The organism is Actinoplanes sp. M2I2 (assembly GCF_023544445.1).
In the GTDB taxonomy this organism is placed as follows: domain Bacteria; phylum Actinomycetota; class Actinomycetes; order Mycobacteriales; family Micromonosporaceae; genus Actinoplanes.
This window is the reverse complement of sequence record NZ_JALPVJ010000036.1, coordinates 57,743-68,969: the sequence shown is the minus strand read 5'-3', so window position 1 is coordinate 68,969 and position 11,227 is coordinate 57,743. Positions and strand designations below refer to the sequence as shown.

Here is an 11,227-nt window from a genome sequence, read left to right as displayed (position 1 = left end):
TGACCGGATCAAGAAGATCCAACTGCTGCGACGCTTTACCCAACGTCATCCCAGCAAACTACTAGATATCGGGGTTAACGATGCCTGCCACACCGGCAGCAGTCATCGTTTAACACCAGTCACCTAGGGCGTATCTGACGGATCACGTGGGAGTGAGGCGCGGTCCAGGTCGTGGCTGGCGTCGGCCGCAGGGCGGTCCAATACCGGTGTTGTATTGGGCCGTTCTCCGGACGCCGTCAGGCGCGGGCTGGGCCACGCCGCAGCCCCGCGTGATCCGTCAGATACGCCCCAGGGCCCGCACGCCCGCGGCGATCTCCTCGGGGCCGGGTGCGGTCGCCGGGTCGGTGAGCCACTGCGTCACCACGCCGGACATCAGCGCCATCTGGGCCGAGCCGACCGTCCGCACCGTCGCCTCGTCGAGCTGGTCCTCGGGGGTGCCGGTGGCCAGCGCGGCCATGCCCCGGCGGCCGGCCTGCAGCCCGGCGGCCAGCTGGGCTCGCAGATGCGGGTTGTGCTCGCTCTGGATCATCACCTCGACGCTGGCCAGCCAGAGCTCGCGGTGCGTGGTGATCGAGTGGATCACCCGGCGCCAGAACGCGACCACCTCGTCCCGGTCGTCGCCGGCCGGCTCGGCGGCGAACGCCCGGCTCAGCTCGTCGCCCCAGTCCTCCATCGCGCCGAGCATCGCCGCCGTCATCAGCGCCTCGGTCGAGCCGTAGTGATAGCCGATCGAGCCCAGGTTGGTGCCGGACACGGCCACGATGTCGCGCGCCGTGGTGCGCGCGTAGCCCTTTTCGTACAGCGAGCGCTTGGCCCCCGCCAACAGGTCTTCCCGATGCCCCATGGTTCCTCAGCCTACGATCTATACAAACGTATAAGACGTTTGTATAGTAGCGGCATGACCGAGATCCTGATCGCCGGCTCCGGCGTCGCCGGCCCCGCCCTCGCTCAACTCCTGACCCGGCAAGGCCACCACGTCACCGTCGTCGAGCGGGCGCCGGCGCCGCGCGACGGTGGCTACAAGGTCGACGTCCGGGGCGCGGCCGCCACCGTGCTGCATCGGCTCGGCGTCTACGACCAGGCCCGGGCGGCCGACACGGGCATGCGCCGGATCACATACGTCACCAGGTCCGGCAAGCCGTTCGCGGCTCTCCCGGCCGACCTGATCATGGGGCGGCGCGGCGACGACCTCGAGATCATGCGGGGCGACCTGGGCCGGATCCTGCGCGACGCGGCCGGCGCCGACTTCGTCTTCGGCGACACGATCGCCGGGCTCCACGACGGGCCCGACGGCGTCGACGTGACCTTCGCGAGCGGGCGCACCGGGCGGTTCGGCGTGGTCGTCGCGGCCGACGGGCTGCACTCGGCGACCCGGCGGCAGGTGTTCGGCGACGTGCCGCTGCGCCACCTCGGCGGCTATCTCTCGATCTTCACGACCGCCAACACGCCGGGCCTCGACCGCGAGGAGGTCATGTACGCCGAGCCCGGACGGCTGACCTTCGCGTACGCCATGGACCCGGCCGGCCCGGCCCGCATCGGCATGATCTTCGCCGATCCCCGGGCCGGGCTCGACCGGCGCGACGGCCGGGACCTGGTCGCCGGCGCCTTCGCGGGCGGTGGATGGCGTACGACGGAATTCCTGGACGCGATGCGCGACGCCGACGACTTCTACTTCGACTCGCTCAGCCAGGTCGAGGCGCCGCGCTGGTCGTCCGGCCGGGTCGTGCTGCTCGGCGACGCCGCGCACTGCCCGGCGCCGTCGTCGGGCCAGGGCACCAGCCTCGCGCTGGTCGGGGCCTGGGTGCTCGCCGACGAGCTCTCCCGGGCCGGGCAGGCCGGGGCCTTCGCGGCGTACGAGCGCCGGATGCGCCCCTATGTGGCCAAGAACATGGAGTTCGGCCGCCGGATGGTCAAGGACATGGTGCCCGGCGGCCGGCTCGCCATCGCCGTCCGCAACTACGGGATGCGCACGCTCAAGTACCACCCGCGCAAGGAACAGGTGATCGAGCGGGTGCTGGCGCCGCTGCGCGAGGCGGCCTCGGCCATCAGCGTGTAGTGGCTTCCTTCTTCACGCCCTCGGCCAGGTGCGGCGGCATGGGTTCGTGGCGGGCGTACGTCCGGGTGAAGGTGCCCGCCCCGGACGAGAGAGCGCGCAGCTCCACGGCGTACCGGACCAGTTCGGTGGCCGGCACCTCGGCGCGCACCAGGCTGAAGGAGCCGGTGTCCTCGCTCTCGGCGCCCAGCGGCCGGCCCCGGCGCCCGGAGAGGTCGCTCATCACCGCCCCGACGTACGTCTCGGGCACCCGCACCACGACCTCGTCGATCGGCTCGAGCAGCGTGACCTGCCCGGCCGCGGCGGCCTCGCGCAGGGCCAGCGCCCCGGCGGTCTGGAAAGCGGCGTCCGACGAGTCGACGCTGTGCGCCTTGCCGTCGACGAGGGTCACCCGCACGTCGACCACCGGATAACCGGTCGCCAGCCCGCGTTCCAGCTGGGCCCGCACGCCCTTCTCGACCGAGGGAATGTAGTTGTGCGGCACCGCGCCGCCGACCACCTTGTCGACGAACTCGAAGCCGGAACCGCGCGGCAGCGGCTCGATGTGCAGGTCGCACACCGCGTACTGGCCGTGGCCGCCGGACTGCTTCACGTGCCGCCCGTGCCCCTTGGCCGGCGCCCCGAACGTCTCGCGCAGCGGCACCTTGACCGGCTCGGTGTCGAGCTCGACCCCGCCCGAGCGCAGCCGGTCGAGCACCACGTCGGCGTGCGACTCGCCCATCGTCCAGAGCACCAGCTGATGGGTGTCGGGGTTGCGCTCCAGCCGCAGGGTCGGGTCGCCGGCCACGAGCCGGCCCAGGTTCTTGGCCAGGGCGTCCTCGTCGGAACGGGTCTTGGCCACCACGGCGATCGGCAGCAGCGGCTCGGGCATCGCCCACGGCTCCATCAGCAGCGGCTGCTCCTTGCTGCTCAGCGTGTCGCCGGTCTCGGCGCTGCCCGACTTGGTGATCGCGCAGATGTCCCCGGCGACGCACTGGCCGACCTCGCGCAGCTGGGCGCCGAGCGGGGAGTAGACGTGCGCGACCCGCTCGTCGGCGTCGTGGTCGGGGTGGCCGCGCTCGGCCAGGCCGTGCCCCGAGACGTGCAGGGTCTGCTCGGGGCGCAGTGTGCCGGAGAACACGCGCACCAGCGAGACCCGGCCCACGTGCCGGTCGACCGTGGTCTTGACCACCTCGGCGACCAGTGGCCCGTCGGGGTCGCAGTGCAGCGGCGGGCGGGGCGAGCCGTCCACCCCGGTGACCACCGGCAGGTCGTGCTCGAGCGGCGACGGCGCACCGCTGACCAGGCCGTCGAGCAGCGCGTCGAGGCCGACGCCGGTGCCCGAGCAGACCGGGATCACCGGATGGAAGTTGCCCCGGGCCACCGCCTTCTCGAGGTCCGGCAGCAGCGTGTCGGTGCTGATCAGCTCGCCGCCGAGGTAGCGGTCCATCAGGGACTCGTCCTCGCTCTCGGCGATGATGCCCTCGATGAGCGCGTTGCGGTCGTCGGCGATCGGGTTCAGGTGCTCGCGCTCGGCCTCGCCGACGCGCGGCGGATATCCCTCGGAGTAGTCGAGCACCCGCAGGGTGATCAGGCCGATCAGGCCGGCCACGGACTGCCCGTCGTCCCCCAGCATGGGCTGGTAGATCGGCATGACGTTCTCGCCGAACGCCTCCTGGCAGTCGGCCAGGGTCTCCTCGTAGTCGGCCCGCGGGTGGTCGAGCCGGGTGATCGCGACGGCCCGGGGCATGCCGACCGCGGCGCACTCCTCCCACAGGGCGGCGGTCGCGTCGTCGACGCCGTCGACCGCCGAGACGACGAAGAGCGCGGCGTCCGCGGCCCGCAGGCCGGCGCGCAGCTCCCCGACGAAGTCGGCGTAGCCCGGGGTGTCCAGCAAGTTGATCTTTACGTCCTGGTGCATCAGCGGGGCGCAGGCCAGCGCGACCGAGCGCTGCTGCCGCACGGCGGCCGGGTCATGGTCCGACACCGTGGTGCCGTCGGTCACCGAACCGGCCCGGGAGATCGTCCCGGTGGCGGCCAGCAGGGCCTCGACCAGGGTGGTCTTGCCCGCGCCGGAGTGGCCCACCAGCACCACGTTGCGTACTCTGCCGGGCTCGGTCACCACCGGCGCGGCCGCGCCGTTGAGCCCTTTCTCCGAGGTCTTCTGGGCCATGGCGGGTCGCTCCTGTCATTTCCGGACTGTTACGACGCTGTTGGTGAATCCCACACCCGTCGGTACGCGAAGGGCAACCCTTTGTAGTGGTCGAACGTCGCGGAGGAAGACGATACGGCCATCCCCGCTTGCCGGGGCGCGCCGACCTGGTCACCGCCGATAAGGTAGGACGGCCATGGCAAAGATCGTCCAAGTACCCGCGCGCGCCGTCATCGCTTACGGCGTGAATCCGACTGCCCGTTTCCTGCTGCGAATCGGCGTCACTCCCAATGCCGTCACCATCGCCGGCACCATCGGCGTGCTGATCGGCTCCTACTTCGGCGCGATGGGCCACCTCATCTGGGGCACCGTGATCGTCACCGCGTTCGCGCTCACCGACGCGCTCGACGGCACGATGGCCCGGATGCGCGGCGGCACCAGCAAGTTCGGCGCGCTGCTCGACTCGTCCATGGACAGGCTGGCCGACGCGGCCGTGTTCGGCGCGGTCGCCTACCACCTGGCCGGCGAGGGCAACCCGTACGGCGGGATGGTCGCCGCATTGATCAGCCTGTCGGCCGGTCAGGTCGTGTCCTACGTCAAGGCCCGCGCGCAGAGCCTCGGGCTGGACGCCGACGTCGGCATCGCCGAGCGGCTCGAACGGCTGCTCATCGTCGGGGTCGGCGGCCTGCTGGGCGGCGCCGGGCTCGACTGGGGCCTGCCGGCCGCGCTCTGGGTGCTCGCCGCGCTCTCGCTCGTCACGGTGTTCCAGCGGCTGATCCACGCGGGCCGCACCGAGCCGGCGCCCGCTCCGGCCGCCGGTTCTCGTCCGGCCGCCGACACCGAGGAAACTCCTGCGTGAAGGACCGGTTGATCGAGTTCGGCTACGCGGCCGGCTGGCGGGTGGCGCGGGCGCTGCCGCTGCCGGTGGCCCGCCGGATCTTCATGGCCGCGGCCGACCGGGCGTACGCCCAGAACGGGCCGGGCACCCAGCGGCTGCGCCGTAACCTGCAACAGGTCGTGCCCGACATGCCAGATTCGCTGGTGCGTGACGGGCTGCGGTCGTACGCCCGCTACTGGCTCGAGGCCTTCCGGTTGCCGTCGCGGACCCGCGAGCAGTTCCTCACCGACTTCGGCATGTCACCCGAGAACTACGACGAGCTCAAATCGGTGATCGCCGACGGCAAGGGCGTCGTGGTCGCGCTGCCCCACCTGGCCAACTGGGACGCGGCCGCCGCCTGGCTGGTCTCGCACGACTGGCGCATGATCACCGTGGCCGAGCGGCTGAAGCCCGAGGGCGTCTTCCGGCAGTTCGTGGAGTACCGCGAGAAGCTGGGCATGGAGGTGTTGCCGCTCACCGGTGGGCAGCGCGCGCCGCTCGACGTGCTGGCCGAGAAACTGCAGGCCGGGTACGCGGTGGCGCTGCTCGGCGACCGTGACCTGTCCCGCAACGGCGTCGAGGTCAGCTTCTTCGGCGGGCGCACCCGCATGCCGGCCGGGCCCGCGATCCTGGCCATCCGCACCGGCGCGCCGCTGTTCGCCGTCGACCTGTCCTTCACGCCGACGAAGACGTGGGCCGTGCTGCGCCGCATCACGCCGGCCACCGAGGGCGCCCTCGACGTCCGGGTCAAGGCGACCACCCAGATGCTCGCCGACGCGTACGCGAAGGGCATCGCGGAACACCCGCAGGACTGGCACATGCTGCAGAAACTGTGGCTCTGAGGAGTGTCATGCGGATCGGGATCGTCTCGCCCTACTCGTTCGACGTGCCCGGCGGCGTGCAGAACCACATCATGGACCTGTCCGAGGCCCTGATCGGCCTCGGTCACGAGGTGAGCGTGCTGGCCCCGGCCGACGAGGACGCCACCCTTCCCCCGTACGTCGTGGCGGCCGGCCGGGCGGTGCCGCTGCCCTACAACGGCTCGGTGGCCCGGATCGCGTTCGGCCCGGTGTCGACGGCCCGGGTGCGGCGCTGGCTCAAGGCCGGCCAGTTCGACGTGCTGCACGTGCACGAGCCCATGACGCTCAGCCTGTCGCTGCTGGCGGTGCTGTCGGCCCGCGGCCCCGTGGTGGCGACCTTCCACACGGCGATGACCCGCTCGCGGGCGCTGTCGGCCGCGCAGGGCATGCTGCAACTGGTCGTCGAGAAGATCACCGCCCGGATAGCGGTCAGCGAGCTGGCCCGCAAAGTGCAGGTGGAGCACCTCGGCGGGGGAGCGGTGGAGATCCCCAACGGGGTGGCCGTGGCCAAGTTCGCCTCGGCCGTGCCCCTGGACGGGTGGCCGGGCGACGGCGGCACGCTGGGGTTCCTCGGGCGGTTCACCGAGTCCCGCAAGGGCTTCGACATCCTCCGCGCGGCGTTCGTGCCGCTGGCCCGGCAGCGGCCCGGCCTGCGCCTGCTGGTCGCCGGCCCCGGCGACGAGGACGACCTCTACACCGGCATCCCGCCCGACCTGCGCGACCGGGTGACCTTCCTCGGGCTGGTGTCCGAGGCCGACAAGGCCCGCATGCTGCGCAGCGTCGACGTCTATGTGGCGCCCAACACGGGCGGGGAGAGCTTCGGCATGATCCTCACCGAGGCGATGGCGGCCGGGACGGCGATCGCGGCCAGCGACCTCGACGCGTTCCGGCGGGTCCTGGACGGCGGGCGGGCCGGCGCGCTCTTCCCGACCGGGGACGCCCAGGCGCTGTGTGCGCTGCTCGACGCGCTGTTGTCCTCGGCCCCGCGCCGGGCCGAGCTCGCGACGGCGGCGCGATCGGCGGTGACGGCCTTCGACTGGCCCAGCGTCGCGCAACGTGTCCTGGAGGTCTACGCGACCGCGATCGAGGCCACCGACGGGCGCGTCATGGACGAGGAGTGGGCCGAACCACGTCCCAGCTCATAACACCCCGGGGCGGTGGGGCACTACGATTCCGGCCATGTGGTGGGTCCTGGGTGTCGTCGCGGCCGTGGTGCTGCTGGCGGCCTACCTGGGCTGGACAGCCCACCGGGTCGAACGGGTGCACGTGCGCGCGCAGTCGGCCGAGCGGGCCCTCGACGCCCACCTGATGCGCCGGGCCGCCGCGGCCGCCGTGGTCGCCGAGCAGTCCGACATCGTCGAGCTCTACGCGGCGGCGCGGCTCGCCCTGGACGCCGAGGCCGACGAGCGCGAGTCGGCCGAGAACGACCTGACTCGCCAGCTGCAGGCGGTCTCGCTCACCGGCGCCGACCCCGCGATGCGGACGCTGGTCGCCACCAGCCGGCGCGTGGTGCTGGCCCGCCAGGTCCACACCGACCTGGTGCGCGACGCCCTGACGGCCCGGCGCCGGCCGCTCGTCCGGGCCCTGCGCATGGCCCGGCGATACCCGCGCCCGCAGTACTTCGACATCGAAGAGCCGCCGATGCCACCCGCCATCGTCATCCCGGCGCCGGCGCCGGCGCCGGCGGCCGTCCCGGCCGTCCCGGCGGCGCCGCTCGAGCCGGTCTGATCGGTTCCGGTCGTCGCTTCACGCTCGTCCGGGCCCGGCGTCTCCCGCCGAGCCCGGCACGGATGCCTCAGGTCACCAACCGCGCTCGGCCAGGCGGTGCGGCTCCGGCACCTCTTCGACGTTGATGCCGACCATGGCCTCACCCAGACCGCGGGACACCTTGGCGATCACGTCGGGGTCGTCGTGGAAGGTGGTGGCCTTGACGATCGCGGCCGCGCGCTGGGCCGGGTTGCCCGACTTGAAGATGCCCGAGCCGACGAACACGCCCTCGGCGCCCAGCTGCATCATCATCGCCGCGTCGGCCGGGGTCGCGATGCCGCCCGCGGTGAACAGCGTGACCGGCAGCTTCCCCAGCTCGGCGACCTCGCGTACCAGCTCGTAAGGGGCCTGGAGCTCCTTGGCCGCGACGAACAGCTCGTCCTCCGGCAGGGTCTGCAGCCGGCGGATCTCGGCCCGGATCTTGCGCATGTGGGTGGTCGCGTTGGAGACGTCGCCGGTGCCGGCCTCGCCCTTCGACCGGATCATGGCCGCGCCCTCGGTGAGCCGGCGCAGCGCCTCGCCCAGGTTGGTGGCGCCGCAGACGAACGGGACCGTGAAGTTCCACTTGTCGATGTGGTGCGCGTAGTCGGCCGGCGTCAGCACCTCGGACTCGTCGATGTAGTCGACGCCGAGCGACTGCAGCACCTGGGCCTCGACGAAGTGGCCGATGCGGGCCTTGGCCATGACCGGGATCGAGACGGCGTTGATGATGCCGTCGATCATGTCGGGGTCGGACATGCGCGACACGCCACCCTGGGCGCGGATGTCGGCGGGCACTCGCTCCAGAGCCATGACCGCCACGGCCCCCGCGTCCTCGGCGATCTTCGCCTGGTCCGGCGTGACGACGTCCATGATCACGCCGCCCTTGAGCATCTCCGCCATACCGCGCTTGACCCGTGCGGTCCCGACGGCGGGCTGGTTCTCCGACATGGTGAATGGCTCCTCAGGCAGGGTTTCGAGAGCTGGAGCGTATCCACCGAACGGGCCCCGCCCGATGGCCAATCGACCCCTTGGTGGCCTGGTTCGCCCGCCGGCCGCCCCGCCGGCCCCACCGGCACCGTCGGCCCCAGGCCGGCCTCGGACAGGCACCTGCCTTGGGTCGGCTAGGAGGCGTAGGCGGACGGGTCGCGCTCGACCAGGACCAGCCAGTTGCCGGTGTTGTCGCGCATGACGGCCTCGACGCCGTAGGGACGGTCGGCGGGCTCCTGCAGGAACTCGACGCCGGCCGCGGAGAGCTCGGCGTACGTCCGGCGGCAGTCGTCGACCCGCAGGCCGAAGCCGCCCATCTGGCCCGACTCGAGCTGGCCGCGGATGAACGACGCGGCCTCCGGGGACAGCGGCGGCCCGGGCGTCATCAGCGTCACCTCCAGCTCGGGCTGGTTGGGGTGGGCCAGCGTCACCCACCGCAACGGGCCCAACCGGGTGTCGACGCGGGGCTCGAAGCCGAGGTGCTTGACGTAGAAGTCGCGGGTGGCGTCCTGGTCGAGGCAGTACACCGTCATCAGCGAGATGTTGAGAATCATGCCTCGACGGTAGGGGTCCGGTCGTCGCCGGGCTTCTCCGAAATTGCGATCACTCCGTGCATGAACAGCCAGCACCCCGGGATGTGCGGCGACGACGCGGCCCAGCGCCGCTGGTAGGCGGTCGGGCTCTCGCCGACCAGCTCGGAGAAGCGCGACGAGAACGACCCCAGCGACGTGAAGCCGACCGCCATGCAGATCTCGGTGACGGTCAGGTTCGCGTGCCGCAGCAGTTCCTGGGCGTGGGCGATGCGCCGGCGGGACAGGTAGCGCATGGGAGTCTCGCCGTAGGCCGCGCGAAACGCCCGTACGAGATGGAACCTCGACATGCCGCCGAGCGCGGCCAGCTCGGTCAGGGTGAGCGGCGACGGGCTGTGCCGGTCGAGGTGGTCGCGCACCTTGCGCAGAGCGAACACCGGGTCAGCCTAGGGCGTATCTGATGGATCACGTGGGAGTGAGGCGCGGTCCAGGTCGTGGCTGGCGTCGGCCGCAGGGCGGTCCAATACCGGTGTTGTATTGGGCCGTTCTGTGGACGCCGTCAGGCGCGGGCTGGGCCACGCCGCAGCCCCGCGTGATCCATCAGATACGCCCTAAGCTCGAGATGTGAATATCGGAGTCCTCGCCCTGCAGGGTGATGTGCGTGAGCACCTGGCCGCGCTGGCCGAGAGCGACGTCCTGGCCCGGCCGGTCCGCCGGCCCGAGGAGCTGGCCGACGTCGAGGCGCTGGTCATCCCCGGCGGCGAGTCGACCACCATCAGCAACCTGGCCGTGGCGTTCGGGCTGCTCGACCCCGTCCGGAAGCGGATCGCCGACGGCATGCCGGTCTACGGCTCCTGCGCGGGCATGATCATGCTGGCCGGCACGGTGCTGGACGGGCGGCCCGACCAGGAGTCCTTCCAGGGCATCGACATGACTGTGCGGCGCAACGCGTTCGGCCGGCAGGTCGATTCGTTCGAGGGCGACGTGGCGATCGACGACATCACGGGCGGCGATTTTCACGCCGTCTTCATCCGCGCGCCATGGGTCGAAGAAGTCGGCGACGGCGTCCGGGTGTTGGGCCGCGTCACCGGCGGGCCGGCCGCCGGTAGGATTGTCGCCGTTCGGCAGGGCAACCTGCTCGCCACGGCTTTCCACCCGGAGCTCACCGGCGACCTCCGCGTCCACCGGTACTTCGTCGAGATGGTCCGCCAGGCCGCCTGACACAACGGAGGTTCTCGCATGTCCGGCCACTCCAAGTGGGCGACGACCAAGCACAAGAAGGCCGTCATCGACGCCAAGCGCGGCAAGATGTTCGCCAAGCTCATCAAGAACATCGAGGTCGCGGCCCGCACCGGTGGTGGGGACCCAGCGGGCAACCCGACGCTGTTCGACGCCATCCAGAAGGCGAAGAAGAGCTCCGTCCCCAACAACAACATCGACAACGCGGTGAAGCGCGGCTCCGGGCTCGAGGCCGGCGGCGCCGACTGGCAGACGATCATGTACGAGGGGTACGGCCCCAACGGCGTCGCCCTGCTGATCGAGTGCCTCACCGACAACCGCAACCGCGCGGCCACCGAGGTACGCACGGCGCTGACCCGCAACGGCGGCACGTTCGCCGACGCCGGCAGCGTGTCCTACCTGTTCAACCGCAAGGGCATCGTGATCGTCCCGAGCGAGGGCATCAGTGAGGACGACCTGATGATGGCCGTCCTGGACGCCGGCGCCGAGGAGATCAACGACGTCGGTGAGCAGTTCGTCGTGGTCAGCGAGCCGACCGACCTCATCGCGGTGCGGACAGCGTTGCAGGAGGCCGGCATCGAGTACGACTCGGCCGAGACCTCTCTCGTGCCGACGATGAACGTGCCGGTCGACGAGGAAGCCGCCCGCAAGGTGCTCAAGCTGGTCGACGCCCTGGACGACTGCGACGACGTTCAAGAGGTCTACACCAACGCCGACATCAGCGACGACGTGCTGGCCGCGATCGACGCCTGACGGCCTGGTCAGGTGACCAGTATGGTGACGGGGTCGGCTCGCTGAGCC

12 protein-coding genes are annotated in these 11,227 nt (G+C 71.5%); 7 read left to right on the top strand and 5 right to left on the bottom strand.

Annotated elements, in window-relative coordinates; all coding sequences use genetic code 11:
* Nucleotides 1-277: 277 nt before the first annotated feature.
* Nucleotides 278-844, bottom strand: a complete 567-nt coding sequence (locus tag HJC40_RS42455) for a TetR/AcrR family transcriptional regulator (RefSeq protein ID WP_250009425.1) — start codon at nt 842-844, stop codon at nt 278-280.
* A gap of 54 nt (nt 845-898) precedes the next feature.
* Here HJC40_RS42455 and HJC40_RS42450 point away from each other — a divergent pair, with 54 nt between their 5' ends.
* Complete coding sequence (locus tag HJC40_RS42450; protein ID WP_250009424.1) at nt 899-2,056, top strand: FAD-dependent monooxygenase; 1,158 nt, start codon at nt 899-901, stop codon at nt 2,054-2,056.
* Here HJC40_RS42450 and HJC40_RS42445 read toward each other — a convergent pair.
* Nucleotides 2,046-4,205, bottom strand: coding sequence for an elongation factor G-like protein EF-G2 (locus HJC40_RS42445; RefSeq protein ID WP_250009423.1), 2,160 nt, complete (start codon nt 4,203-4,205; stop codon nt 2,046-2,048). The genes HJC40_RS42450 and HJC40_RS42445 overlap by 11 nt on opposite strands.
* A gap of 175 nt (nt 4,206-4,380) precedes the next feature.
* Here HJC40_RS42445 and pgsA point away from each other — a divergent pair, with 175 nt between their 5' ends.
* The 4 genes from pgsA to HJC40_RS42425 are packed head-to-tail and all read left to right on the top strand — an operon-like array spanning nt 4,381 to nt 7,649.
* On the top strand, nt 4,381-5,043 hold the full coding sequence (gene pgsA, locus HJC40_RS42440; RefSeq protein ID WP_250009420.1) for a phosphatidylinositol phosphate synthase: 663 nt from the start codon (nt 4,381-4,383) through the stop codon (nt 5,041-5,043).
* Nucleotides 5,040-5,903, top strand: a complete 864-nt coding sequence (locus tag HJC40_RS42435; RefSeq protein WP_250009419.1) for a phosphatidylinositol mannoside acyltransferase — start codon at nt 5,040-5,042, stop codon at nt 5,901-5,903. The genes pgsA and HJC40_RS42435 overlap by 4 nt, the downstream gene beginning before the upstream one ends.
* An 8-nt stretch (nt 5,904-5,911) precedes the next feature.
* Nucleotides 5,912-7,066, top strand: coding sequence for a glycosyltransferase family 4 protein (locus HJC40_RS42430; protein ID WP_250009417.1), 1,155 nt, complete (start codon nt 5,912-5,914; stop codon nt 7,064-7,066).
* Between the two features lie 25 nt (nt 7,067-7,091).
* Nucleotides 7,092-7,649: a hypothetical protein gene (locus HJC40_RS42425; RefSeq protein WP_250009433.1), complete on the top strand. Its 558-nt coding sequence runs from the start codon at nt 7,092-7,094 to the stop codon at nt 7,647-7,649.
* A gap of 72 nt (nt 7,650-7,721) precedes the next feature.
* Here the strand turns inward: HJC40_RS42425 and pdxS are convergent, their stop codons facing one another.
* From pdxS to HJC40_RS42410, 3 genes are all read right to left on the bottom strand, one after another.
* A complete protein-coding gene (pdxS, locus tag HJC40_RS42420; protein WP_250009416.1) occupies nt 7,722-8,618 on the bottom strand; it encodes a pyridoxal 5'-phosphate synthase lyase subunit PdxS in 897 nt (298 codons plus the stop codon).
* Between the two features lie 173 nt (nt 8,619-8,791).
* Entirely contained in the window at nt 8,792-9,211 is a 420-nt protein-coding gene (locus HJC40_RS42415) for a VOC family protein (RefSeq protein WP_250009415.1), read from the bottom strand.
* A complete protein-coding gene (locus HJC40_RS42410) occupies nt 9,208-9,624 on the bottom strand; it encodes a helix-turn-helix transcriptional regulator (protein WP_250009413.1) in 417 nt (138 codons plus the stop codon). The genes HJC40_RS42415 and HJC40_RS42410 overlap by 4 nt, the downstream gene beginning before the upstream one ends.
* A 187-nt stretch (nt 9,625-9,811) precedes the next feature.
* On the opposite strand from HJC40_RS42410, the gene pdxT reads away from it, so the two are divergent.
* Nucleotides 9,812-10,408 carry a pyridoxal 5'-phosphate synthase glutaminase subunit PdxT gene (pdxT, locus tag HJC40_RS42405; protein WP_250009412.1) on the top strand — a complete coding sequence of 199 codons (597 nt, stop codon included), beginning with the start codon at nt 9,812-9,814 and terminating at the stop codon, nt 10,406-10,408.
* Nucleotides 10,409-10,426: 18 nt separating this feature from the next.
* Complete coding sequence (locus HJC40_RS42400) at nt 10,427-11,179, top strand: YebC/PmpR family DNA-binding transcriptional regulator (protein ID WP_250009410.1); 753 nt, start codon at nt 10,427-10,429, stop codon at nt 11,177-11,179.
* Nucleotides 11,180-11,227: the final 48 nt, after the last annotated feature.